This window comes from Ureibacillus sp. FSL K6-0786 (genome assembly GCF_037965165.1).
Classification (GTDB): domain Bacteria; phylum Bacillota; class Bacilli; order Bacillales_A; family Planococcaceae; genus Ureibacillus; species Ureibacillus thermosphaericus.
Genome location: NZ_CP150191.1, coordinates 824329 through 849417, shown reverse-complemented (window position 1 = coordinate 849417; position 25089 = coordinate 824329). Strand labels below are relative to the sequence as shown.

Annotated in this window: 27 protein-coding genes; 24 read left to right on the top strand and 3 right to left on the bottom strand. The window is 33.9% G+C overall.

The genetic code is table 11. From position 1 onward, the window contains the following. Window positions 1-211 precede the first annotated feature (211 nt). The 3 genes from NSQ18_RS04190 to NSQ18_RS04180 form a co-directional block, all read right to left on the bottom strand. Window positions 212-436, bottom strand: coding sequence for a hypothetical protein (locus tag NSQ18_RS04190; RefSeq protein ID WP_339289099.1), 225 nt, complete (start codon window positions 434-436; stop codon window positions 212-214). 211 nt (window positions 437-647) lie between these two features. After that, complete coding sequence (locus NSQ18_RS04185; protein WP_247595902.1) at window positions 648-1724, bottom strand: LCP family protein; 1077 nt, start codon at window positions 1722-1724, stop codon at window positions 648-650. 227 nt (window positions 1725-1951) lie between these two features. Continuing rightward, complete coding sequence (locus NSQ18_RS04180; RefSeq protein WP_016837974.1) at window positions 1952-2587, bottom strand: YigZ family protein; 636 nt, start codon at window positions 2585-2587, stop codon at window positions 1952-1954. Between the two features lie 168 nt (window positions 2588-2755). Between NSQ18_RS04180 and NSQ18_RS04175 the strand changes: the two genes are divergently transcribed. From NSQ18_RS04175 to NSQ18_RS04060, 24 genes are all read left to right on the top strand, one after another. Beyond that, window positions 2756-3928 carry a sensor histidine kinase gene (locus NSQ18_RS04175; protein ID WP_339289097.1) on the top strand — a complete coding sequence of 391 codons (1173 nt, stop codon included), beginning with the start codon at window positions 2756-2758 and terminating at the stop codon, window positions 3926-3928. A gap of 25 nt (window positions 3929-3953) precedes the next feature. Beyond that, the gene (locus NSQ18_RS04170; protein WP_016837976.1) at window positions 3954-4628 is read left to right on the top strand and encodes a response regulator transcription factor; all 675 of its coding nucleotides are present in this window, start codon (window positions 3954-3956) and stop codon (window positions 4626-4628) included. A 383-nt stretch (window positions 4629-5011) separates the two neighbouring features. Next, on the top strand, window positions 5012-5557 hold the full coding sequence (locus NSQ18_RS04165; RefSeq protein WP_339289095.1) for a nuclear transport factor 2 family protein: 546 nt from the start codon (window positions 5012-5014) through the stop codon (window positions 5555-5557). A 622-nt stretch (window positions 5558-6179) separates the two neighbouring features. After that, window positions 6180-7031, top strand: a complete 852-nt coding sequence (locus tag NSQ18_RS04160) for a DegV family protein (protein ID WP_339289093.1) — start codon at window positions 6180-6182, stop codon at window positions 7029-7031. A gap of 72 nt (window positions 7032-7103) precedes the next feature. Beyond that, complete coding sequence (locus NSQ18_RS04155; protein ID WP_016837979.1) at window positions 7104-8528, top strand: DEAD/DEAH box helicase family protein; 1425 nt, start codon at window positions 7104-7106, stop codon at window positions 8526-8528. Window positions 8529-8554: 26 nt separating this feature from the next. Next, a complete protein-coding gene (locus tag NSQ18_RS04150; protein ID WP_016837980.1) occupies window positions 8555-9175 on the top strand; it encodes a ComF family protein in 621 nt (206 codons plus the stop codon). A 274-nt stretch (window positions 9176-9449) separates the two neighbouring features. After that, window positions 9450-9872, top strand: coding sequence for a TIGR03826 family flagellar region protein (locus tag NSQ18_RS04145; RefSeq protein WP_016837981.1), 423 nt, complete (start codon window positions 9450-9452; stop codon window positions 9870-9872). Window positions 9873-10023: 151 nt separating this feature from the next. Beyond that, window positions 10024-10287 carry a flagellar biosynthesis anti-sigma factor FlgM gene (gene flgM / locus NSQ18_RS04140; RefSeq protein WP_016837982.1) on the top strand — a complete coding sequence of 88 codons (264 nt, stop codon included), beginning with the start codon at window positions 10024-10026 and terminating at the stop codon, window positions 10285-10287. 119 nt (window positions 10288-10406) lie between these two features. Beyond that, the gene (locus NSQ18_RS04135) at window positions 10407-10904 is read left to right on the top strand and encodes a flagellar protein FlgN (protein ID WP_339289089.1); all 498 of its coding nucleotides are present in this window, start codon (window positions 10407-10409) and stop codon (window positions 10902-10904) included. A 79-nt stretch (window positions 10905-10983) separates the two neighbouring features. Continuing rightward, entirely contained in the window at window positions 10984-12612 is a 1629-nt protein-coding gene (flgK, locus tag NSQ18_RS04130) for a flagellar hook-associated protein FlgK (RefSeq protein ID WP_016837984.1), read from the top strand. Between the two features lie 41 nt (window positions 12613-12653). After that, window positions 12654-13565: a flagellar hook-associated protein FlgL gene (gene flgL, locus NSQ18_RS04125; protein ID WP_016837985.1), complete on the top strand. Its 912-nt coding sequence runs from the start codon at window positions 12654-12656 to the stop codon at window positions 13563-13565. A gap of 111 nt (window positions 13566-13676) precedes the next feature. After that, window positions 13677-14240 (top strand): DUF6470 family protein, encoded by a 564-nt coding sequence (locus tag NSQ18_RS04120; RefSeq protein WP_339289087.1) that lies wholly within the window; start codon window positions 13677-13679, stop codon window positions 14238-14240. Between the two features lie 14 nt (window positions 14241-14254). After that, entirely contained in the window at window positions 14255-14698 is a 444-nt protein-coding gene (fliW, locus tag NSQ18_RS04115) for a flagellar assembly protein FliW (protein ID WP_339289085.1), read from the top strand. Continuing rightward, window positions 14698-14919: a carbon storage regulator CsrA gene (csrA, locus tag NSQ18_RS04110; protein WP_016837988.1), complete on the top strand. Its 222-nt coding sequence runs from the start codon at window positions 14698-14700 to the stop codon at window positions 14917-14919. The genes fliW and csrA overlap by 1 nt, the downstream gene beginning before the upstream one ends. 210 nt (window positions 14920-15129) lie before the next feature. Next, on the top strand, window positions 15130-15951 hold the full coding sequence (locus NSQ18_RS04105) for a flagellin (protein WP_339289083.1): 822 nt from the start codon (window positions 15130-15132) through the stop codon (window positions 15949-15951). Between the two features lie 100 nt (window positions 15952-16051). Then, window positions 16052-17755, top strand: a complete 1704-nt coding sequence (locus NSQ18_RS04100) for a 6-hydroxymethylpterin diphosphokinase MptE-like protein (protein WP_016837990.1) — start codon at window positions 16052-16054, stop codon at window positions 17753-17755. Next, window positions 17752-18093: a hypothetical protein gene (locus NSQ18_RS04095; protein WP_339289081.1), complete on the top strand. Its 342-nt coding sequence runs from the start codon at window positions 17752-17754 to the stop codon at window positions 18091-18093. Before NSQ18_RS04100 ends, NSQ18_RS04095 begins: the two co-directional genes overlap by 4 nt. A gap of 14 nt (window positions 18094-18107) precedes the next feature. Beyond that, on the top strand, window positions 18108-19082 hold the full coding sequence (gene pseB, locus NSQ18_RS04090; RefSeq protein WP_016837992.1) for a UDP-N-acetylglucosamine 4,6-dehydratase (inverting): 975 nt from the start codon (window positions 18108-18110) through the stop codon (window positions 19080-19082). Between the two features lie 33 nt (window positions 19083-19115). Beyond that, window positions 19116-20273: a UDP-4-amino-4,6-dideoxy-N-acetyl-beta-L-altrosamine transaminase gene (gene pseC / locus NSQ18_RS04085; RefSeq protein ID WP_016837993.1), complete on the top strand. Its 1158-nt coding sequence runs from the start codon at window positions 19116-19118 to the stop codon at window positions 20271-20273. Next, entirely contained in the window at window positions 20270-20998 is a 729-nt protein-coding gene (locus tag NSQ18_RS04080; protein ID WP_016837994.1) for a glycosyltransferase family protein, read from the top strand. The genes pseC and NSQ18_RS04080 overlap by 4 nt, the downstream gene beginning before the upstream one ends. Window positions 20999-21006: 8 nt before the next feature. After that, window positions 21007-22023: a UDP-2,4-diacetamido-2,4,6-trideoxy-beta-L-altropyranose hydrolase gene (gene pseG, locus NSQ18_RS04075; protein ID WP_016837995.1), complete on the top strand. Its 1017-nt coding sequence runs from the start codon at window positions 21007-21009 to the stop codon at window positions 22021-22023. Between the two features lie 15 nt (window positions 22024-22038). Continuing rightward, entirely contained in the window at window positions 22039-22605 is a 567-nt protein-coding gene (locus NSQ18_RS04070; RefSeq protein ID WP_016837996.1) for a formyltransferase family protein, read from the top strand. 1 nt (window position 22606) lies between these two features. After that, window positions 22607-23653 carry a pseudaminic acid synthase gene (gene pseI / locus NSQ18_RS04065; protein WP_016837997.1) on the top strand — a complete coding sequence of 349 codons (1047 nt, stop codon included), beginning with the start codon at window positions 22607-22609 and terminating at the stop codon, window positions 23651-23653. Window positions 23654-23900: 247 nt separating this feature from the next. Further along, window positions 23901-25076, top strand: a complete 1176-nt coding sequence (locus NSQ18_RS04060) for a hypothetical protein (RefSeq protein ID WP_339289078.1) — start codon at window positions 23901-23903, stop codon at window positions 25074-25076. Window positions 25077-25089: the final 13 nt, after the last annotated feature.

Genomic DNA, 25089 nt, shown 5'->3' with positions numbered 1-25089 from the left:
AGCTTGGGTGTTATATGCACGAGCTGGGGAGCTAAACGCACGAGCTTAGGTGTTATATGCACGAGCTGGGGAGCTAAACGCACGAGCTTAGGTGTTATATGCACGAGTTGGGGAGCCAAACGCACGGCTTGGGTGTTATATGCACAAGATGAGGAGTTATACACACGAGCTGGAGTGCTATCTGCACGAGTTAGGAGCTAAACGCACGAGCTTAGGTGTTATCTGCACGAGTTGGGGAGCTAAACGCACGAGCTTGGGTGTTATCTGCACGAGCTTGGGTGTTATCTGCACGAGCTGGGAAACTAAACGCACGAGCTGAAGTAATATCTTCATGAGTTGAGAAGTTATCCGCACGAGCCAAAGAATTATCTGCACAAATAGAGGATACATCTACACGAGCCAATGAACTATCTGCACAAGCTTCAGTTGCACCCACACGAGCTAGAAGGCTATCTTTATAAGCGTAAAGTATTACCCATACATGTGAAAAGTATATCTCTTTATAATAATCATAAGAATTAATTCTTTACAGTGAATAAAATGATGCTAAGTTGTTCAGACTGTAGATTGAAAAAACTACTCCCCTTTCCAATATAAAAAATACACTCTCAAGCTACTGAGAGTGTATTTTGCCTATTGTCAATTATTTATCGATTCCAATTTGATGAGTAAGAATATGAACCAACATCTACTTGCTGTGTTTCATCGTCGCTACCGATTTCAGAGATATTAGAACTTGCATTGCTTGGGATGATTTCTAAATGGCTTTTTAAGATTTGTTTTGTCTCTTCTAAAGATTCTCGATCTAACATGTAATAATAAATTCCTGTAGACATATCACCTTGACCTTGTAACGTTAAAGTATCAATTTGTGGCATGCCACCTGAGAAATACGTAAGGAACGATTTCATATCATCGAATGTTAAGTTAGTTTTCATGTTGTCACCGATTGCCAAAAGAACTTCATCGTATTTCGTGATGGAGGATAAGGAAAGTGCTTTATTGGCAATGGCTTTAATAATATCTTGTTGACGCTCACCACGAGCAAAATCTGTATCATGTTTACGAGTTCGTGCTAATGCTAATGCTTTTCGCCCATCTAGATGATGGTATCCAGGCTCTAAATAAATAGAATAGCGGTCGTTTTCGTCTTTTTCATAGAAGGCATATGGAATGTTAACTTCTAAATCGATACCGCCAAGCGCATCGACTACATCGATAAATGCATTAAAATTCATGCGTACATAATAGTCGACAGGAATATCAAATAATTCTTCTATTGTTTCGATTGTTGCCACTGTGCCTCCAAAAGCATGTGCGTGCGTAATTTTATCTTGATATCCTACTTTTGGTATGTACACATATGAATCCCGAGGGATACTGACTAATTTTGCTGTTTTTGCTTCACGATTAAGTGTCATTAATAAAAGGGCGTCTGAACGAGAATGATCGGAACCTTGACCCCGTGTCTCGCTGTCATCCACACCGATAAACAATATGGAAATGTTATCGATTTCAGCTTCAGCTTTTATTTCCCTTTTAGGAGAAGATTGTCGTTCCTCAAGCTCTTCGTAAGATTGTTTTGCTGCGTATTCAGCTTTTTTCGTTAAATAAATTCCATAAGCTGTTGCACAAATTAAGAATGAAGCCGACAAAAGTGCTAATACTTTAAGTACTAGCGAAAACTTTGTCGAACGTTTTCCTTTTTTCTCCTTTTTCTGCATTCGTTTCATTATATATACTCTCCTCTATATATGTAGGAATGTTGATTTTGTACGGCTTGTTATGTTTATTATGGATTTCAACTTAAGATTCATCACAGGTAAATCTTATGTGAAAAGCAAAATTGTTCAATACGTATAATTATACAATGTTGTCGAAAAACAGTAAATTGAAAAATTATGACAATGAAATATTGACAAAAAAGAAATTTTTTCGAGGACTGAAACGATTATGAAATGACTTTTTCAATAAACATTTTGTCAATACATGTAATTGTCGCTTGTCCGTTAGTTAATTCTGTCATCCATTCGACAAAGGCTTGTTCTTCGTCTTTTAAGACATGAACGATGATATCGACATTGTCAGCATATTGGATTTCAGCTAATGTATATTTCGAATTTCGAATTTCATTTTCCACTTTACCAAGCCATGTATAATCAATCGTTACTTTCATTACATGATGTAGTCTTCTTTCCACTACTTGGGCAGCCGCAATCCCTTCTGTAGTAGCTTTTCCGTATGCCCGAACAAGCCCTCCAGCTCCAAGTTTAATGCCACCGAAATATCGAGTAACAACAACGACAGTATCTTGTAGTCCTTGTTTTTTTAGCACCTCTAACATAGGAACGCCAGCAGTTCCGCTAGGTTCCCCATCATCGTTCGCTTTTTGAATTTGATTATGCTCGCCAATCATATAGCAAGAACAGTTGTGGGTAGCATTATAATGCATCTTTTTTATTTTATTAATAAAATTAATAGCTTCTTCTTCAGTTTCAGCCCTGTCAACATAAGCGATAAATCGAGATTTCGATATAACAATCTCTTTTTCTCCATAACCCTTAACAGTTTTGTAGTCCTTTCGCATTACAAAAACTCCTTTATTTTCCAAAAAAACGAATTCCTTGTAATAAAAAATTTTCTTAAAAGTTTACTGGAAAATGGTATAATAATGTTAGAATAATATAATCATTAAATACTAATAGTTGCTCACATATAATTTATTATATTACACCAATTGGATTGGGGACAAATCATGTATTTTGATGAAAAAAACAAAATTGATATCCAATCGATTGATTTTATTTTTAATCGGATGATTGAAAATATTACCAATTCGAAAAACGATATTTTTATAATCAGCGAACAAAGCCGTAGAAGCTTTGAGGAAATGAAAATCGAATTGGAATTAATTAAGCAGAAATTAAAAGTAGTTATTCAGAATAGTGATAATTTAGCTCGCCAAACGCAACTGGCAAAACAAAGGCTAGTAGAAGTTAGCAGACATTTCGATAAATATTCAGAACAGCAAGTCAGAGAGGCTTATGAAACTGCCAACGACTTGCAAATTCAGTTATCACTTTCCGAGGCCGAAGAAAAAAGCCTACGAGAGAAACGTGATGACCTTGAACGGCGTCTAAAAGTATTATACGATACAATACAACGAGCCGACCATATCGTTAATCAAGTGAATGTCGTGTTAAATTATTTAACATCCGATTTGAAAAATGTGGGTGCAGCACTTGAGCAGGCAAAATTAAAACATGAATTTGGCATAAATATCATTGCCGCTCAAGAAGAGGAAAGAAAAAAATTGTCTCGTGAAATTCACGATGGACCTGCACAAATCATGGCAAATGTTTTGATGCGAGCTGATTTAATTGAGAAAACATATCGTGAAAGAGGCATTGATGCCGCTATAAAGGAAATTTCAGAACTCAAGAAAACAGTTAGAGAAGCATTGTCTGAAGTAAGAAGGATTATTTACGATTTACGTCCTATGGCATTAGATGATCTTGGCATTGTGCCGACATTAAAAAAATATTTGTCCACAATTATGGAATATAACAAGGGTGTAGACATTCATTTTCAATCTCTTAATAATGAAACGAGACTTCCTTCAAATTATGAAGTCGCAATTTTCCGATTAGTGCAGGAATGCGTGAATAATTCGGTAAAACATGGAAACCCAACAGATATTTGGGTTAAACTAGAATGGAATCTTAACAATTTAAATGTTATTGTAAAAGATAACGGTAGTGGTTTCGACTTAGAAGCCAAAAGAGAGCAATCTTTTGGAATTATTGGAATGAGAGAACGAGTTGAAATTTTAAAAGGTTCGATGGATATTAAAACGAAAATTGGAAATGGAACTGTAGTTATGTTTAAAATACCATATCCAAATAACGAACAGAAATTTCAACTGTAATATACTTGTTAAGGGGGAATGCTTTGTGACAAGAATAATCATTATTGACGATCACCAATTATTCCGAGAAGGAGTAAAACGTATTTTAGAGTTTGAAGAATCCTTTGAGGTTGTTGCAGAAGGCGATGACGGCAGCGACATCATCAGTTTATATAGAGACTATTTACCAGATGTAGTGTTAATGGATATCAATATGCCAGGTAAAAATGGCGTAGATGCAACAAAAGAATTAATTCAAGAATTTCCAGATGCAAAAGTAATTATGCTTTCGATTCATGATGATGAATCATATGTTACGCACGCTTTAAAATCCGGTGCTTTAGGATATATGCTGAAAGAAATGGATGCAGATGAAATAGTAGAAGCAATCAAGGTTGTTGCAAATGGAGGATCTTACTTGCATCCAAAAGTAACGAAAAATTTAGTAGCTGAATTCCGTCGCCTAAGTGAGCATGAAAATAAAGGAAACTTCCATCAAACAGAAATTCGTCGTCCATTCCACTTGCTCACAAAACGTGAATGTGAAGTACTGCAATTATTAACTGATGGACAATCTAACCGTGCAATTGGTGAAACATTGTTCATTTCTGAAAAGACAGTGAAAAACCACGTATCTAGCATTCTACAAAAAATGAATGTAAATGACCGTACACAAGCTGTCGTAACCGCTATTAAAAACGGTTGGGTGGAAGTACGATAATTCCATAAGCACCAAGAACAAATTTACATACTGTAATTTTGTAAGAGGTTGGGACAGAACTAAAATTAGCCTTCTTAAAAAGAATTATCATACGCATTTTGGTATATAATTAAAAAACCGAACGATATTGAAGCTCAAAATAGAGTTTCAAATAATCGTTCGGTTTTTTTTATAGGCTGAAAACCTTTTGTTCTTGTTTTTTTTGAATTCAATTATGCAAATGGTGCGTAATGGAGAGGATTTGTAAATCGAGGCAACTAAGTTTAAGGTGATTTCGTCTTAAGTAGATGATGAAAAGTTTCTTGTATTTTCGACAAAAATCTGCATCAATAGAAATGGTAGTTGCTCATATGCTACAATATTACCTTGGGAGGTAAGGGTAAATGAAGAACTGGTTGATTTTGGTAGTTGCAGCAGTATTCCTGCTAACTGCATGTGGAAATAATAATGCTGATTCTGAACCTGAAGCAATTTCATCCGTAGAAAATACAACTGGGGAGTCAGATGAGGCAATTGGATTTGAAATGATCGGTGACCAATTTGTTGAAGCGACGAATGTTCCTACAGATGAAAAAGTAAAAATTATTGCTGCCTTTGATGAATATATTAATTCATTTAATGCGAAAGATATTGATCGCTACGCAAATGTTCTTTCCAAAAATGCAATTGGATTTAATTATGAAGAAGAAATTAAAATGTTAAAAGAAACATTTAAAAATCATGATGTAAAATTAGAGGATTCAGATGCTACGATTGTGAAGTATAACGAAGACGAAGCTCATGTGGTTGCGAATATTGATTATCATGTGAAAGAACATGGAACAGATGCAACACTTAATCGTACGGTTAGACAAGTTACAATCTTTGTAAAGGAAAATGATGATTGGAAAATAACAAGGATTGTAGGAATGGAAAAATTAGACCAGTAAAAGAAAAAAGGATCATCCAACTTTGGATTGGATGATATTTTTTTGTGCAGGAAGGTAGGCGGGAGTGGCTAATATCTTTCGAACATAATTAAGGAAGTGCTTTTTGGTTTGGCTATTATATTTCGAAAATTGGCTAATATCTACCGAAGTTTGACTATTATCCCATCTTCAGGGGATTGATTTTTATCGCTTGGCAAATATTTTCCCGAATTTGACTATTATCTAGCTCGAATTGGCTAATATCTTCTGAAGTTTGACTATTATCCCATAATCAGGGAAGTGATTTTTTTCGCATGGCAAATATTTTCCCGAATTTGACTATTATCTAGCTCAAATTGGCTAATATCTTCTGAAGTTTGACTATTATCCCATCTTCAGGGGATTGATTTTTATCGCTTGGCAATAATTTTCTTAAATTTGACTATTATCTTGCTCAATTTGGCTAATATCTACCGAAGTTTGACTATTATCCTTTTAGAAAATTTTAATACTTAAATTTTGTTAATATCACATGAGCAAGTTTTTTCTCTTTCAAGTCTCACAATCATTCTTTTTGTAGTTTTTTTCTTATTAACAAGAATGCATTATTACTGTATGATAAATTACATAGGAGAGTGAATATATGAGCATCGCAGTTGTAACGGACAGTACAGCTTATTTATCGCCTGAAGAACGTGAAAAATACAATATTTATATGATTCCATTAAGTGTGACATTAGAAGATGGTGTGTTTGAAGAAGAAGTCGAAATTCATGCAAAAGAGTTTAACGATAAAGTTCGTGAAGCAAAGGTGTTCCCAAAGACGACTCAACCGCCTATTGGTAAATTTATGGAATTATTTGAAACATTATCGAAAGACTATGATGAAGTTATCTGCATCCATTTATCGAGCGGAATTAGCGGGACATTTCAAAGTGCATTGCAGGCAGGTAATATAATAGAAGGTATTAAAGTGCATGGCTTTGATAGTGAAATTTCTTGTGCGCCGCAAGGATACTACGCAGTGCAGGCAGCAAAAATGGCGAAAGAAGGAAAAACTTCTGATGAAATATTAGAGAAATTAGAAGAAATAAAAAGTCGCATGCGTGCTTATTTTATTGTTGATGACTTGTCTCATTTACAACGGGGAGGAAGATTATCATCTGCAGCTGCCATTGTGGGAGGATTGTTGCAAATTAAGCCAGTTCTTCATTTCGAAAATAAAGTTATTGTCCCATTTGAAAAGATTCGCACGAAGAAAAAAGCCTTAAGCCGTGTGGAAGAACTGCTTTCGCAAGATGCAGCTAAATATGATCGCATTCATGCTATGGTGATTCATGCCAATCGGGAACAAGAAGCACTAGAGTGGATGGCGAAAATGCAAGAAAAGTTTCCAAACGTGGAATTTCATTTAAGTTATTTTGGACCAGTGATTGGCACTCATTTAGGAGAAGGCTCATTAGGATTAGGCTGGGTTCCGGTAATGGAAGAGTAAAAGTTTGTAGTCTCTACTGTAAATAGTAGAGGCTTTTTTTATTGATATTAGGAGATTTAAAAGGAGGATTGTATGAAACGCAAAGTGCAGCTAACTAAAGCAAGACAATATAAAGGAATCATCGTAGAACCTGAAATTCGTGAATTCTTTATCGGGAAAGTTTGGTCCAGGGAAAATACTCCTTTTTCAAAAGAAAAGATTGATCGTTATATCGAAAACAACTATTTCAAAGTAAAGCCTGCTATTTCAGAAAAACATTCTTTTTTCCCCTTCTTTAATAAAAAATATATTTGCAACCGCTGTTCTAATGATATTCAACAAGAATTTGTAGAATTTGAATGTGCGCGATGCAGGAAAATTTGCGTTTACTGTAGACATTGCATCAACATGGGGAGAATGAGTAGTTGTACAGATCTCTTAGTTTGGAATGGTCCGAGTGAAAAATTTCCTAAACATCACATACTCGACTGGAATGGCATGTTTACGGAGCTTCAGCAAAAAGCTTCAAAAGAGCTGCTAGACAGCATAATCCAACAACGGAACCATCTCTTGCATGCGGTGTGTGGTGCGGGTAAAACTGAGATTTTGTTTCCCGCCGTTTTCCATTGTTTACAAGAAGGATTAAGAATTTGTATTGCAACGCCAAGAACAGATGTCGTATTAGAATTATTTCCTCGTTTTCAAAAAGTTTTTCCGAATACGGTTATCCATGCCTATTATGGCAATGCCCCAAAACAAAAGGGAACCGCTCAACTCGTCATCGCAACGACACATCAACTTTATCGCTTTGAAGAGGCATTTGATATGGTCATAGTGGATGAAGCGGATGCGTTTCCATATACTTACGATATTTCATTGCAAAAGGCGGTATGGAAATCAAAGAAGAAAGGAGCTCCTGTCGCACTTGTCACGGCAACTCCATCTGTTCAAATTTTATCGAAAGTTAAAAAAGACGGATGGGGTTATTCGTTTATTCCGAAGCGATATCATGGTCATTCGCTCCCAGTACCTCGATTTGAGTCCCTTTGGTTTTATGAAAGGCAAATAAATAAAGGAAGAATTCCAAAAAAATTAGCGCTATGGACGAAATCGAGAATTGAGCAAGGAGAACCCTTTTTCATTTTCTTTCCGACGATTCACTTAATGCAAAAAGCCGCACCACTATTTCAACAAATTCATCCTGACATTTTAAGCGTTCATGCCAAAGATCCAGAACGGAAAGAGAAAGTCATGAAATTGAGAAATGAAGAAATCCCTGGATTATTAACAACGACAATATTAGAAAGAGGGGTAACAATCAGCAATGTGCAAGTTGCGGTCGTAGGGGCAGAATCAAAAATTTTTACATCGAGCGCGTTGATTCAAATAAGCGGTCGTGTTGGGAGAAATGTAAATTTTCCTGGCGGTGAGATCGTCTTTTTCCATCACGGAATCTCGGTTGAAATGGATGCAGCGAGAAATGAAATCCTTCGATTAAATAAGGAGGGATTTCAATAGGACAATCGAATAAAAAGGAGGATAAAATGAATCGTAACGAAGTCGAGAATTGCCTTCTTTGCAACGCACCATTAAATAGTCAGATGGATTGGAAACGGCTTTTCTTCAATCGATTTCCGAAAGTTATTTGCCAAGAATGCGAGAATCAATTCGAGTGGTGTCTCCATGAACAGGATGAAGAAGTAGTATCGTTATATTACTATAACGAAGCGATGCAAGATTATTTACATCGTTATAAGTTCATGCATGATGTGCTGCTCGCAAAAGTGTTTCGTGAAGAAATTTATTACAATTTAAAAAATCGGAAAGAAATGATAGTCCCAATACCGATGCATCCTGAAAAATTAAAGGAACGCACCTTTAGCCATGTGGATGAATTACTGAAGGAAGCACGAATCCCTTATGTTCATTTGTTGGAGAAAATAACGACAGAAACTCAAGGAGGAAAAACGAGAAAGGAACGGATGAATACGCCACAAATTTTTAAATTAAAAAAAACCGTACAAGTGGAAGGGAAAGAAATTCTCCTTGTTGATGATATATATACGACAGGAACGACAATCAGACATGCCAAACGGGTCCTTATTGAAGGAGGTGCCAAATCGGTAAAAGCTTTTACGTTAATAAAGTCGGGTTTCTATAAATGAAGAGAAAATTTGCAATAACTCCTATGAGTAGAGATAAGAAACTGAGCAATGAGCGATCCATTAAAAAATCTGTTTTTTTAGCATATACTACACAAAATGTCACAATTAAAATCTTGCCAAAATGTTAAAAAAGTGTGAACATTATTTACAAAATTAGTTACTAGATAATAGTATTTTTTTATCAAAATATGACAATTTACTATATTGTTGTATAATGGTTTTAATACGATGTGGATATTTTAGTCAATCTTCTTTATTGATAGGGGGGCTAGTTTTGGCAGAGATCCGAAATTGTCCGAGTTGTGGTGAATTTTTTAACTATACAGGCATTAGAGATGTTTGTTATAAATGTTCTCAAAAAGAAGAAGAAATGTATCAAATTGTTTATCGTTTTTTAAGAAAACGAGAAAACCGTGCTGCGACAGTGGATCGAATAGTAGAGGCAACAGGAGTAGATAAGGAATTATTGTTTAAATGGGTACGTAAAGGGCGCCTTCATCCAGCAGTTTTTCCAAACTTAGGCTATCCATGCGATAACTGTGGACGTTTAACGAAAAAAGGGAAGCTATGTGAAAGTTGCGTTACTGAATTAAAATCAGATTTGCGTACTTTTGAAGCGGCGAAAGAATTTAGAGAAAGTATTGAAAAAAGTGAACGTCTTACTTATCTAGCTGATAAGGAAAAAAATAAAAAATAATAATAAACGGCTCACAATTTGCTCACGTCGCCATTGTTGTTATACTAAATAATGGTGTAAAGCAGATGTGAGTTTTTTTATTTAACTCATTTAACATTTTCGTGAACAAACCGAAATAATAACTAGACAGGTTATGAAGGGGGGCTAACTTGTGAAAATCAATCCAATCAATACGAATTCAGTAAATCCTTATACGAAACAACAGCGAAATGTGAATACTGTAAAAGCAAAAAATGCTTTTGCAGATAGAATAGAAATTTCAGATGCAGCAAAAGAAATGCAGGTAGTGTCCGATTATAGTCAAGAGCGTGCGGAAAAAATCCAAAAATTAAAAAAGGAAATCCAATCAGGTCAATATAAAGTCGATGCTCAGAAAGTGGCTGAGGATATGTTGAAATATTACCGTCTCCGTTAAGATGACTCAAAACAAAATCATCGAGATAAAAGAAATTTTTTCAATGAGCTTATATTAAGCAAGCTCGATGAAAAGATTTCTTGAGATCAAAAGGAATTTATTTAAAGGAGTTCAATACCATGTCAGTTCAACCGATTATTTCAATTTTAGAGAAGCTTGAAAAAATGCATAAGAGTTTACTTGAACATGCTTATAAGAAGACGGAACTTGTGAAAAACAATGACATGGAAGAACTGGATAAAATGTTAAAAGTTGAACAATCACATGTGGCTGCGATCGAACAATTAGAACAGCTGCGTCAAAAGAAGGTTGTGGAATATTTTCAGTCAAAAGGCATCGAAATGTCTAGTGTTCCAACGATTGCGGAGTTATTGGAAGCGGTGGAAGACGAAGAAGAGCGGCAAAAGTTAGCGGATGTTCGCAATCGATTATTGAAACTAGTTGAAAATTTAAAAATTCAAAATGATTTGAATCAACAGCTTATTTACAATTCACTGCAATTAGTGAATGTGACATTGAATATGTTGCGACCGCAGCCTGAAGAAATTAACTATTCTGAAAAAACGGTGCGCGGTGGAAATGCTCCCCGTCAGTCGCTGTTTGATTCGCAAGCATAGAGGAACGATTGTATGGAGGAGGGGACACTTGGCCCCTTCCAAAATCTTGAATACATATTTTAGGTAAGGAGGAGTCTATATGCGCTCCACATTTATGGGGTTAGAAACAAGTAAGCGTGGTATTTTTACTCAACAAAGCGCTCTCTATACAACAGGACATAATATTGCGAATGCGAATACGGTTGGTTATTCTCGTCAGAGGGTAAACATGGAGCCGACTTTAGGATATCCAGGTATGGGGTTAAATGCACCAAAAACTGCTGGATTTATTGGGACAGGTGTTAAAGCAGGGTCTGTACAGCGAATTCGAGATGAATTTATTGATCGCCAATATCGTCAAGAAACGAACAAACTTGGATATTGGGATTCGAAAGCAAAAGCGATTGCTCAAATGGAAGATATTATGTCAGAACCTTCTGAGTATGGATTGGATGAAGCATTTCGCATGTTTTGGAGCGCCCTTCAAGATGTAAGTACAAACCCGGAAGATACAGCTGCTCGGAAAGTAGCGATTCAAAGGGCAGTGCATTTAGCAGATTCTTTCAATTATATTGAGACACAGTTAAAGCAAATTCAAGGAAACTTAGGAAATGAAATTAAAGTTTCGGTTGCAGACATCAATTCTATATTAGAACAAATCGCCGACATTAACCGACAAATTCAAGCGGTTGAACCAAACGGCTACGTGCCAAATGATTTATATGACCAACGAGATTTATTAGTGGATAAATTAAATGAATATTTACCAGTTTCCATTGAGCGAATTCCTTCTGGAGGGAATGCATCGAAAGTAGCGGAAGGAAGTTTAAAAATTACTTTAAATACTGGTAAAAAAGATGCTAGTGGTAAACCGATAGAAATTGTATTAGTTGATGGTAGAAATGCTGCCACTCTAAAAGCAATTGATACAAATGGTACTGAAGTTGATGGGGTTGTCGATAACATTGGAACAAGTGACACATACTACCTGTTCCAACACTTAGAAATTGTAGAAGCAAATGGTAATGTAACAACCGTTCAAAAGGGTGAATTTGAAGAGTTTAAAGGTAAGCTAGTATCTTTAATTGATTCATATGGGTATGAAACTGAAAAAGGCTATTACCCAGAAATGTTGAGTAATTTAAAGAAGTTAGCTGATGCGTTCATAGAAGTTTTTAATACTGTACACGAAGCAGGATATACGTTAGGTACTGATGATCAACCTTCCACAACTGGTATTACATTCTTTGAAAGAGATGCAACAGGGCAAGTGAAAGTACGAGATGAAATTATTAATAACCCTAATTTATTAGCTGCATCGGATGTCGTAGATGAAGAAGGAAACGGTAAATGGGCGCTTATTTTAGCAAATTTGCAATCGATGCCAATGGCAAATGGAGCTGAGGTAGGTACTGAGGCAATCCAGGTAACATTAACATTATCTCCAGATATAGATTTAGATGGTGCAACTTTCCAATCCTTCTATCAAGGACTCGTTGGACAACTTGGAGTCGATGGTCAGAAAGCGAATTTGCTTAAAACAAACTCAGAAACGATTCGACTAACAGTTGAAAATAACCGTGCTTCGATGAGCTCTGTTTCTCTCGACGAGGAGATGACGGATATGATTCGTTTCCAACAAGCATATAACGCTAGCGCTCGCATGATTACAGTCATCGATGAAACTTTAGATAAAATTATTAATGGTATGGGTAGAGTAGGATTGTAATCGTTTAACGTCCTTTAATCGCAGTGGAAAGGAGCAAGAATATGCGCGTAACACAATCCATGTTATCAAATAACATGCTTCGAAACTTAAGCAATAGTTATTCGAAAATGGGGAAATTACAAGAACAAATTACTTCTGGCAAAAAATTTGTGCGTTTATCTGATGATCCCGTTTCAGCGGTTCGAGGTATGAGCTATCGAACAGACTTAAATAAAGCGGAACAGTTTACTCGCAATATGTTGATGGTAAATACTTGGTTAGATACTACTGATGATGCACTTGATCAAGTAGGATCCGCCTTGCAGAGAGTTAAGGAACTTATTGTTCAAGCTGCCAATGACACGAATACAAAAGAGGATCGGGATAAAATTAAAGTTGAAATTAACCAAATCCGTCAACAATTGAAAGATATAGCAAATACGAAAGTAGCGGATAAATATATATTCTCAGGTACAAAAACTCATTCTCCTATATTCAATACAGATGGTCAATATAATGGTGATAACATAAATTCAGAAGATGTTATTATTGAAGTATTTGATGGCATTACGTTAAATGTGAATATAACAGGAGAAGTGCTATTTAAAGATATAGATGATTTTATGGCTCAAGTCTATAATCTTTTAGATAGTGGAGCGTCAGGTTCGCAAATCACTGAAGCTCTTGGAATGGAATTGAATGATGGCACCGGAACAATACCGGCGCTAGATAAATTATACGAAAATGTATTAGCTGAACGCTCTGATGTCGGGGCTCGTCAAAACAGAGTAGAAATGATGACGCACCGTTTATCAAAACATGGGATTAATATTACAAAACGATTATCTGAAAATGAAGATGTTGACTATGCAAAAGCTATAACGGAAATGGTGACAGCGGAATCGATTCACCAAGCAGCTCTTTCTGTCGGAGCAAAGATTATTCAACAAACTCTAGTCGATTTTATTCGATAATTGTTGCAGGTTAGTTACTACAAGATAACTTCATTGAAATATAAACTAAAATAAAATTAGGCGTTTGGACAATTTGTTCAAACGCTTTTCTTGAAATGAAGGTGATTTTAAATGAAGTTTCCCCAAATTCAAATTCGTACATACGATATCATCCTGGATTTACAAATTCATGATCCTGTTCAAATTATTCGTCAACCAAAAGCCACACAGCATATTGAACAACCTGCTGCTATTTTAGAAATAAACACTACACGTGGACAATTGATAATCGATTCATCTCAAGCTCGACGTGACATTGGAATGATTGGTCCATTAGAATCGGTTGAAAATTATGCCAAAGAAGGAAAAAAGGCCGTGCTGGAAGGGATCGCAAGAAGAGCTAGAGAAGGGCGACAAATGATGAAGAATGCCGGGAAAGACTTAGGACGTCAAACAATTCAAAATATTGCGAAGCAGAACCATGGACCAAAACGAATACCATTCAATGTAAAATTTGTCCCGTCTGTAGGCTCTGTAAAAATTGATTATATCCCTGGTGAAACGGAAATAAATATTACACCACAAAAACCGAAAATCGATGTGCAAGTGAATAAACCAATTCATGAATATACACCTGGGAAAGTAACGGGTGAAGTACTACAATACCCAAGAGTTGAAATCGATGTCATCTTATAGATAGGAGAAGAAAAATGCAAATTCACACAAAGTTTTTAGGTGAAGTTGAAATACAGGAAGAAGAAGTTATCACGTTAACGAGCGGACTTTTAGGATTGGAAGAATATACGAAATATGTATTACTTCCTTTAGATAAGGATAGTCCATTGGCGATATTTCAATCCATTGAAGAATCGCAAATAGGTTTTGTTGTTGCGTATCCTTTTGCCTTTAAAAAAGATTATGCATTTGATATTAGTGAAGTAGATAGAAAAGAGTTACAAGTTGAAAAAGAGGAAGATGTAATTGCTTATTCGATTGTAACATTAAAAGAACCTTTTGAAGAATCAACCCTAAATTTACTTGCTCCAATTGTAATTAATAGCGTAAAAAAATGTGGAAAACAAATTGTATTGCAAGACAATCAAGCTTATCCTTTACGCTTTCCTATCGCTGAACTAAAAGGAAGTGTAAAGTGATGTTAGTTTTATCGAGAAAAACAAACGAGTCAATCATCATTGGAGATCATATTGAAATAAAAGTATTAGCAATTGAAGGAGAACAAGTAAAATTAGGTATAGTTGCACCAAAATCCGTAAAAGTCCACCGAAGTGAAGTGTTTGAAGCCATTCAAGAGCAAAACAAAGCAGCATTAAATATTGATACAAATATAATTCACAAACTAACGAATAGAAAATAATTCAGAATTGGCCATCACAAGATGTGGTGGCTTTTTTAAATTAAAAATTTCAGAATAAAAGGCTAGAAAATTTTTTCAAAAACTATTAAACAATTTAATTTCATTACGATATATAAAGTGTAAGGCTCGAGAAATACATAACTAGACTTGAGTCGAAATTTTCCACACGGATGTGGATGAATTAATAACAATTTCAAGGAGGAATTCATAATGAGAATTCAACACAATATTTCAGCTTTAAACACTCACCGTAACCTAACATTCAATAACTCTCAAGCAGCTAAAAACCTTGAGAAATTATCTTCAGGTTACAAAATCAACCGCGCTGGAGATGACGCTGCAGGTTTAGCAATCTCTGAAAAAATGCGCGCTCAAGTTCGTGGTCTTGACATGGCATCTAAAAACGCTCAAGACTCAATTTCTTTAATCCAAACAGCTGAAGGTGCTCTTAACGAAACTCACGCTATCTTACAACGTATGCGTGAACTAGCTGTACAATCTCGTAACGACACAAACGTAGAATTAGACCGTAAATTCTTACAAGATGAGATTGCACAATTAATCGAAGAAATCGATCGTATTGCTGATACTACTGAGTTCAACACTCAAAAATTATTAAACGGTGACCTTGCTGGTTCTGGCGCTTTAACTTTCCAAATTGGTGCTAACGAAGGTCAAACTATGAGCTTAGCAATTGAAGATATGGGTACATCTTCATTAGGAGTTGCTTCTATCTCTATTTCATCTGGTGGCGGAGCAAGTGATGCAATCGTAGATATTGACGCTGCTATTGAAAAAGTTTCTACACAACGTTCTGCACTTGGTGCGGTACAAAACCGTTTAGAGCACACAATCAACAACTTAGGTGCTGCTTCTGAAAACTTAACAGCTGCTGAATCTCGTATCCGCGATACAGACATGGCGAAAGAAATGATGGAATTCACTAAGAATAACATCTTATTACAAGCAGCTCAATCTATGTTAGCTCAAGCTAACCAACAACCACAAGGTGTACTTCAATTATTACAATAATAATGAAGTAAATAAAAAACTCGCATTTCTTTGGAATGCGAGTTTTTTTATTTATGAAATATAATTAGTTACCGATATATTAAGTAGAGAGGTGTAAATAATGACAGACGTGCAAATTGAATATGTAAAAGGGAAAACAGGCATCGAAACGATGAAAGTAAATGGTTACTTTTTACATAGTAAATATGATCCTATAAGAGAAGCGAATGAATTTGCTAAAAAAAACTATAGACCGGGTCATGTACATATACTGTTTGGTTATGGAAAAGGATATTTTGTAGAAGCCTTATTAAATGAATTTAAATCAAATGAGAATTTGATTGTTATTGAACCAATATTAACAACTAGTGGATTAGACAAGGAAGGTATTGTTTTTATACAATCAAATTCTATTGATGAAATAGCTGAGGAAGTTAATAAGTATTCCCAAATGTTTGTTCTAAACAATGTACATATTATCTGTTCTCCTAATTATGATAAAATATTCCAAAATTTATATAAAGAATTACTAATTAAATTAAAAGAAAGAGTCTCTATTAATAGAATTAATATAAATTCAATAAATAAAATGGCTCACGAATGGCAACGAAACTATTTATATAATATAAAAAATGCAATTCATGACCATTCTATTCATGTACTTCATAAATATACGAATTCACCCGTTGTAATTGCCTCAGGCGGCCCATCTCTTACTAAACAGATTCCGTTATTAAAAAAAATAAGGGATAAAGTGCTATTAATTGTTTCTGGATCTACTGTAAACACATTGCTAAAAGAAAATATCGAACCGGATTATGTAGTATCAATTGATAGCCAAGAGGTTAATTATAATCATTTTAAGGACTTAAAACTGAAGCATGCTAAACTAATATATAGCATGTTCAATCATTATAAAATTCGAGAAAGTTTTTATAATGATGCTTTTTATTTTGTTCAAAAAAATGAAAAAGCATTAGCGTCCCATTTAAATAACATCGTTCATACAAAAGTGGAAGGAATCTATGGTGGCGAATCGGTGGCAAACTATGCCTTTACCATTGCAAATTATATTTCTAGTGGTCCAATCGCATTAATTGGTCAAGACTTAGCATATACGGATAATAAATCTCACGCTGAAAATAATAAACATTTTAAAATGATTACTGAAGAAGATATTATTAAAAGAGGAATGTTCTATACAGAGGGATATTATGGAGATAAAGTGTTAACAGATAGTGCGTTTTTAGCTATGAAAGAATCATTTGAAAGACTAATTAAAACCATTCCTGTCAACGAAAATATATTTAACTGTACAGAAGGCGGAGCGAAAATACATCACTTTAAACAAATTCCTTTTAAACAATTTATTGAAACATTTGTAACAGACCGTATTTCTACCGAATCCTACAAGAAGGAAATCATAGAAGTAAATAATAATGAGATCATTCAATTATTTAATAATGAACTGGAAATTTTAAAAAAAATAAAACGTTTAGTAGTAGAAAATTTGAGTTTAATATCATCTAACAAATTTAATACTCACTTTTCTGAGAATATTTTGAAAAAGATGGATAGAAATGATAAAGAAATTGAAGAGAAACGAAATAAAACTAGTTTACAAGTAATAATGGGCCCTCTAAATATCGCCATATTAAAAAATTATACTCCTAAAAACAATGAGACACCTCAAGAAGCATATAGTCGTGTTGTTGAACAAAACAGAGCACTTTACAATGGATACTTAGAGGCAATCGAAATTACTCAACAATATATAGAAAATTTATGTGAACATTTAAAAATAGAAGGAGAAAGAAATAGATGAATACAGAAATATTAGAAGTAATGGAAAGTTATAATGGATATTTAAATAAAATTTCTGAAGGTTGTATTAGCATTGCAGAATATTTGCGAAACAATAATATAGAAGAAGCTTTAAAGTTAATTTTATATTTTTCAGAAGGTGTAAATTGGTTATGTGAAGTGAATGAGAAGCTTCGTTCAGTGGGAATTAACAATCCTTTACAAATTGATAAAATTCATGATTTTTTAAACGAAATCAATGAGGGGCTTGAAATTCAAGATTATATTATCGTTGCGGATATATTTGAATATGAAATAAAAGATTTCTTTGAAAATGCTACAAGATATGTAACACAATGAAAGGTTGAAACAAAATGACACATATATTAGATAACAAGACGGTATTAATAACTGGAGGAACAGGTTCTTTTGGAAAGAAATTTGTTTCTAAGGCATTACAATCAAAAGTTACCAAAGTAATTGTTTTTAGTCGTGATGAACTAAAGCAATATGAGATGAAACAAGAGTTTAAAGATGAACGATTGAGATTTTTCATTGGTGACGTTCGGGATAAAGACCGTCTTTATCGTGCTTTTGATGGTGTGGATATTGTCATTCATGCAGCAGCGATGAAACATGTGGATGCTTGTGAATATAATCCATTTGAAGCGATCAAAACAAACATTCATGGTGCACAAAATATCATTGAAGCGGCAATAGATAGAGGAGTAGAAAAAGTTATAGCATTATCTACCGACAAGGCTTGTAGTCCTGTTAATTTATACGGAGCTACTAAGCTAGCTTCAGATAAATTGTTTGTCGCTGCAAATGCTTATGTAGGGGAAAAGAAAACACGTTTTGCTGTAGTACGATATGGAAATGTAGTGGGGAGTCGCGGAAGCGTAGTTCCTTTTTTCAAAAAAATTCGTCACACTGGGACAATTCCTATTACTGACGAGCGGATGACACGATTTTGGATTACACTCGATCAAGGAGTGCAATTTGTTATAGATAATTTAAAGCGCATGCAGGGAGGAGAAATATTTGTACCGAAAATCCCTAGTATGAAGGTTACTGATCTCGCAAAGGCAATTGCACCTGAGTGTGAAATTGAAATTATTGGTATTCGTCCAGGTGAAAAATTGCATGAAGCAATGATTACACAAGATGACGCACGACATACTGTTGAATTTGATGATTATTATGTTATTCTTCCTGAATTATCATGGTGGAAAACAGAAGCACTTCCAGGCGGCAAACCGTTACCAGATGGATTTGCTTATACTAGTGACACAAATTCGCAATGGTTGACAATTGAGGAGTTAAAAGAGTTAGTGGAAGAAATGTAGTCATTGACTATATTCTATTAGGAGATTAAAAATATGCGAGAATTATATTTACCTTATGGAAATCAGTGGATTGATAATGAGGATATTCAAGAAGTAATAAATGTATTAAAAAGTGATTTTATAACGACGGGACCTAAAATACAGGAATTTGAAAATATTGTTGCAAAATATGTTGGTGCAAAATATGCAGTTGCATTTTCAAGCGGTACAGCTGCTTTACATGGCGCTTGTTTTGTTGCAGGTATTGGTGAGGGGGATGAAGTGATTACAACCCCAATTACTTTTGCAGCAAGCGCTAATTGTGTGAGGTATGTTGGAGGAAATGTTGTATTCGCTGATATTGATGAGCAAACATATAATATAGATCCTAAGGAAATTGAAAAAAACATTACTAAAAGAACAAAAGCGATAATCCCAGTACATTTTACAGGGCAACCGGTGGATTTAGATGCCATTCATGCAATTGCTAAAAAACATAATTTAATTGTGATTGAAGATGCTGCTCATGCACTTGGGGCTACATATAAAGGAAAAAAAATCGGTTCAATTAGCGATATGACTATGTTTAGCTTTCATCCAGTAAAACATATTACAACTGGTGAAGGCGGAATTATTACAACAAATAATGAACAATATTACGAAAAACTTCTTCAATTCCGTGCTCATGGAATTACACGTAACACAAAGCTATTAGAGAAAAATGATGGTCCTTGGTATTATGATATGCAGTTTCTTGGATTCAATTATCGCATGACGGATATACAAGCAGCACTTGGGATAAGCCAAATGAAGAAATTAGATAGTTTTATTAAGCGAAGAAAAGAAATTGTGAATAGATATAATGAAGAATTTTCACAAGTTAGCGAGATCATTACACCTTATCAACATGAATTTTCTGATTCTAGTTGGCATCTTTATATTATTCAATTAAGACTAGAAAAGTTAAATGCTTCTAGGAAAGAAGTTTTCGAAGAATTATTAAATTTAAATATAGGTGTTAATGTCCATTATATACCTGTTCACACCTTGTCCTATTATGAAAAACTAGGTTATAAAAAGGGAAGTTTACCAAAGGCTGAGAAATTGTATGAAAGAATTATAACGTTACCACTCTTTCCAAAAATGACTGATGATGATGTAACGGATGTAATTCAATCGGTAAAAAGTGTTATTTCGAAGGTGAAAAAATGAAAATCGTGGCAATAGTTCAAGCAAGAATGGGATCAACAAGATTACCAGGGAAGATTATGAAAGAGGTTAAAGGAAAACCTTTGCTTTTATATCAATTACAACGTTTGAAAGCGTCACGATTGATTGATGAAATAGTGATAGCTACAACGATTGAAGAACAAGATAATGTTATTGAAACGTTTTGCAAAAATTTTGGTGTTTCATATTATAGAGGATCAGAATTAAATGTTTTGGAACGATATTATGAAACAGCCGTTAATTTTCATGCAGACATTATCGTTCGTATAACTTCAGATTGTCCAATAATAGACCCTGAAATAGTAGATAAAACGATTCAATATTTTTTAGATTCAAAAAAATATGATTATGTTTCAAATACAATAAAACGTACATACCCAAGAGGTTTAGACGTTGAAGTTTTCTCTTATAGTGCATTAAAAGAAGCTTTTCATCATGCCTATTTAGAGAGAGATCGCGAACATGTTACTCCATACATTTATATGAATAAGGATAAGTTTAACATTGGAACAGTATGCAACAGCGTTGATTATAGTAAATATAGATGGACAGTAGATACTCAAGAAGATTTTGAGTTAATAAAATTAATCCTTGAGCACTTATATTTTAAAAATCCATATTTTACAATGTTCGATGTAATTGAGTTAATGGAGCGTAATCCTAGTTGGTTTAACATTAATGCACATATTGAACAAAAGAAAATTTAGGTGATGGAATGTACATCTTTATAAGAGTGGATGCTTCAGTAGAAATAGGCACAGGTCATGTAATGAGATGTTTGACATACGCACACCAACAAAAAAATAGAGGGAATAAAATAGCGTTTATATGTAGAAGAAAAAACGGCGATTGCATTGAATTAATAGAAGAGAATGGATTTAAAGTATTTGCATTACCTGAAGTAAAACAGCCTTTATGGGAGTACACGGAAAAATTTTGGGAGACAGATGCTGAACAGACAATCCAAATTTTAAAAAAATATGTAGTTAAACAAGTCGTTATTGATCATTACTCAATAGAGGAAAAGTGGGAAAAGAAGATTCGTCCATATACAAAAGAAATTATGGTAATTGATGATTTGGCGAATCGTAAACATGATTGTGACTTATTATTAGATCAAAATTTTTATTTAGATATGAATAGTCGTTATGAAGGATTAGTTCCAAAACATACAAAGTTATTGCTCGGACCAAAATATGCCTTACTTCGTGAAGAATTTAAATTAGCACGAAAAAAAGTAAAACCTTTTAATGGAAAAGTAGAGAGATTATTTATCTTTTTTGGTGGAAGTGACCCGACAAATGAAACCGAAAAAGTATTACAAGCGATAAAACCACTAATTGAAAAATTTGAATTGATGGTAGATGTAGTAGTTGGGAAATCGAATCCTAACAAAGAAAAAATTAAGGAACTCTGTAAATCTATAAAGGGTACAAGTTATTATTGCCAAATTAATAACATTTCAGAATTGATGCTTAAAGCTGATTTGGCTATTGGAGCTGGTGGAGCAACAACATGGGAAAGAATGTATTTATTGTTACCATCAATTGTAATTTCAGTAGCAGAAAATCAAATTGAAATTGCCAACGCTTTACATAAGAAAGGGTTAATAACTTATCTGGGGCATTATGATAAAGTGGATCGACACGTTTTACATAATCAATTACAGTATTTACTATTAAAAACAGATTTACTTTTAACACAAAGAAATAAAATAGAAACTTTTATGTAAACCGGGAGTCTTATTATGAAAATTTTATATTTAGGCCCTAATAGACAACATATGATTACATTTTTAGAGAGTTTTTCTGATGAAGTGATACAAACTGAAGAAAAAATTTCTAAAGACTTTGTAAAAGACTTTGATTTTATTGTTAGTTATGGATATCGGCATATCATTGGAAAAGATATTATTGATTATATGAAGAACAAAATCATAAATTTACATATTTCATTTCTTCCTTGGAATAGAGGAGCAGATCCAAACTTTTGGAGTTTCCTAGAAAATACAAAAAAAGGAGTAACGATCCATTATATAGATGAGGGTATAGATACTGGCCCAATCATTGCTCAAAAAGAAATTAATTTTTCTGGGGATATTACTTTACGAGAAAGTTATGACGTATTATCGAAAGAAATTGAAGCTCTCTTTATTGAAAAATGGCCAGAAATTAGACTAGGAAAATGTAATTCAACTCCTCAGAATTTAGAGGAAGGATCTATCCATTTTAAAAAAGATATTAAAGAATTTGAACATTTATTAGTTGATGGTTGGGATACTCCAGTATCAAAATTAAAAGAAATGAGGAAATAAAATGAATTTTGATACGTCATTACTTCATAATACGACAAAACCATTTATAATTGCTGAAATGTCAGGTAACCATAATCAATCTCTTGAAAGAGCACTCGAAATAGTTGAAGCTGCTGCTAAATCTGGAGCACATGCTATAAAAATACAAACATACACTGCAGATACACTGACTTTAAATGTAGAAACCAAAGACTTCATGATTCAAGATAATGAGAGTTTATGGAAGGGAAAGTCATTATACGAATTATATAATGAAGCTTATACACCTTGGGAATGGCATAAACCAATTTTTGATCGAGCGAAAGAGCTTGGATTGATTGCGTTTAGTACCCCCTTTGATGAAACCGCGGTTGATTTTTTAGAAGAATTGGACGCCCCATTATATAAAATTGCTTCATTTGAAAATAACCATTTACCATTAATTAAAAAGGTTGCCTCAACAGGAAAACCAATGATAGTTTCTACAGGGATGGCGACGTTAGCAGAACTAGATGAGTTAGTTCGAACTGTAAAAGAAGCTGGATGTAAAGATTTAGTATTACTCAAATGTACAAGTACTTATCCGGCTTCACCTGAAAATACAAATATCTTAACAATTCCACATATGAAACAATTGTTTGATGATGTTCAAGTTGGTCTATCGGATCATACAATGGGAATTGGTGTAGCTGTTGCAAGTGTTGCATTAGGTGCAACCGTCATTGAAAAACATTTTACTTTATCACGTGCGGATGGTGGCGTCGATTCTGCTTTTTCTTTGGAACCGGATGAAATGAAAGCACTAGTTGAGGAAACGGAAAGAGCATGGTTGGCACTAGGAAAGGTAACGTATGGTATCACGGATAAAGAGAAAGCTTCATTAAAATTTAGACGCTCTATATATGCATCTAGAGATATTAAAGCAGGTGAACCATTTACGAAAGATAATATTCGAATTGTTAGACCAGGATATGGAATTGAACCAAAATACTATGAACAAATATTAGGGAATATTTCAAAAAAGAATATTAGTAAGGGAACTGCGATTACATGGGAGCAAATCTTATAATTCTTAATTGTAATTCAGTTTTGTTTGGATAATTAAACCCGTTACCTTTTATATATTCCGGTAATTTATGAAGGTGATGAGATTTTTGAATCCATCACCTTTTTTATTTATTAAACCATGTATAAAGAATATCTATTAACATTACGAAGTTTGGAATTGGTCAAAAGTAAATGCTATATAAGTGCCAATAATGAACTTACTAAGTTTCGGTATTGTTTTTCTACTTTAATATACAAGGAGTTATTATATGAAAGCCATTTTATTACAAGGGAATAGTCAATATGACGTTTTGAATACAACGACAACCTTTTTTTCAAAAGCAATGAGTTCTTACGGAATAGAAAATATAATCTGTAATTTGAATATTGTTTCTGCTCAAGAGTATTTAGAAATAGTTAAAACTTTTAAACCAGATTTTACTATATCCAATAATCCGATTTGTTATCTCTATGATGGAATTACTCATCATGAGTATACTAATATTCCTCATATCGTTAGATTGGGAGATCATCCGTACTATCATGTTGGGGAAAGAGCATTGAAAAATCCAAATGCAAAAACAGTATTCACAATTGCCCCGCAACAGATTTATGTAAGTGCATTTGAAAAATTAAATGTTAATCGTTACTCAATATTAAACATCAGTCCATCAACTGAAAGGTTTAACATACCATTCGATAATAAAATTTTTCCAATGGTATTTTTTGGTTCTATTATGGATCCTTATAAAAAAGTTGATGAATTACGAGAGAAAAGTGAAAATCTTTATAATTTGGTAAATCAATTTATTCAAGTAATTATTAACAAATTGAGCACAGAATTACAATTACTAGAGGAATCCATTGAAATTTATTTTGAAAATTTCCTAAAGGAAAATCTACCTCTACCTGAATCTGAGATTATTAACATTAGTCGTACTTTGTTTCCAATAATTGATAGTTTTTATCGAAATTTCACTAGAATAATCATTTTGCAAGAGTTTGCTGAAACAGGATTGGAAATGTGGATTTTTTCAAATGGTGATGCCCATCAATACTTTAGTAAATATCCTAATGTGATTATAAAACCATCTGTATCGTATTTAGATTGCATCAACATTATTGCACAGAGTAAAGTGGCACTTAATGTTACACCATTTTTTAAAACTACACATGAAAGAATTAGTAATGCCCTTTTTAATTCAACATTGCTTTGTTCGAATGAAATGGAAGATTTAACAACGAATCATCCAAATATAAAACAATCTTCTCTTTTTTATAACTTAAATAGTATTAATCATATTTCTGAAACAATTAAAGAAATTATTCAAAATAAAGAAAAATACAATAGGATGATTGAGTTAGGTAGAGAAATCGCAACTAATAATTTCAGCTATGAAAAATATATGTCGTCGTTAGTTGATTTATATAGAAATGTTATTTAATCAATACATAATT

Coding starts and splice junctions, on each gene's coding strand:
- NSQ18_RS04185 (WP_247595902.1), bottom strand. CDS start 1,724: ATGCAGAAAAAGGAGAAAAAAGGAAAACGTTCGACAAAGTTTTCGCTA.
- NSQ18_RS04180 (WP_016837974.1), bottom strand. CDS start 2,587: ATGCGAAAGGACTACAAAACTGTTAAGGGTTATGGAGAAAAAGAGATT.
- NSQ18_RS04175 (WP_339289097.1), top strand. CDS start 2,756: ATGTATTTTGATGAAAAAAACAAAATTGATATCCAATCGATTGATTTT.
- NSQ18_RS04165 (WP_339289095.1), top strand. CDS start 5,012: ATGAAGAACTGGTTGATTTTGGTAGTTGCAGCAGTATTCCTGCTAACT.
- NSQ18_RS04160 (WP_339289093.1), top strand. CDS start 6,180: ATGAGCATCGCAGTTGTAACGGACAGTACAGCTTATTTATCGCCTGAA.
- NSQ18_RS04155 (WP_016837979.1), top strand. CDS start 7,104: ATGAAACGCAAAGTGCAGCTAACTAAAGCAAGACAATATAAAGGAATC.
- NSQ18_RS04150 (WP_016837980.1), top strand. CDS start 8,555: ATGAATCGTAACGAAGTCGAGAATTGCCTTCTTTGCAACGCACCATTA.
- NSQ18_RS04135 (WP_339289089.1), top strand. CDS start 10,407: ATGTCAGTTCAACCGATTATTTCAATTTTAGAGAAGCTTGAAAAAATG.
- flgK (WP_016837984.1), top strand. CDS start 10,984: ATGCGCTCCACATTTATGGGGTTAGAAACAAGTAAGCGTGGTATTTTT.
- flgL (WP_016837985.1), top strand. CDS start 12,654: ATGCGCGTAACACAATCCATGTTATCAAATAACATGCTTCGAAACTTA.
- NSQ18_RS04120 (WP_339289087.1), top strand. CDS start 13,677: ATGAAGTTTCCCCAAATTCAAATTCGTACATACGATATCATCCTGGAT.
- fliW (WP_339289085.1), top strand. CDS start 14,255: ATGCAAATTCACACAAAGTTTTTAGGTGAAGTTGAAATACAGGAAGAA.
- csrA (WP_016837988.1), top strand. CDS start 14,698: ATGTTAGTTTTATCGAGAAAAACAAACGAGTCAATCATCATTGGAGAT.
- NSQ18_RS04105 (WP_339289083.1), top strand. CDS start 15,130: ATGAGAATTCAACACAATATTTCAGCTTTAAACACTCACCGTAACCTA.
- NSQ18_RS04100 (WP_016837990.1), top strand. CDS start 16,052: ATGACAGACGTGCAAATTGAATATGTAAAAGGGAAAACAGGCATCGAA.
- NSQ18_RS04095 (WP_339289081.1), top strand. CDS start 17,752: ATGAATACAGAAATATTAGAAGTAATGGAAAGTTATAATGGATATTTA.
- pseB (WP_016837992.1), top strand. CDS start 18,108: ATGACACATATATTAGATAACAAGACGGTATTAATAACTGGAGGAACA.
- pseC (WP_016837993.1), top strand. CDS start 19,116: ATGCGAGAATTATATTTACCTTATGGAAATCAGTGGATTGATAATGAG.
- NSQ18_RS04080 (WP_016837994.1), top strand. CDS start 20,270: ATGAAAATCGTGGCAATAGTTCAAGCAAGAATGGGATCAACAAGATTA.
- pseG (WP_016837995.1), top strand. CDS start 21,007: ATGTACATCTTTATAAGAGTGGATGCTTCAGTAGAAATAGGCACAGGT.
- NSQ18_RS04070 (WP_016837996.1), top strand. CDS start 22,039: ATGAAAATTTTATATTTAGGCCCTAATAGACAACATATGATTACATTT.
- pseI (WP_016837997.1), top strand. CDS start 22,607: ATGAATTTTGATACGTCATTACTTCATAATACGACAAAACCATTTATA.
- NSQ18_RS04060 (WP_339289078.1), top strand. CDS start 23,901: ATGAAAGCCATTTTATTACAAGGGAATAGTCAATATGACGTTTTGAAT.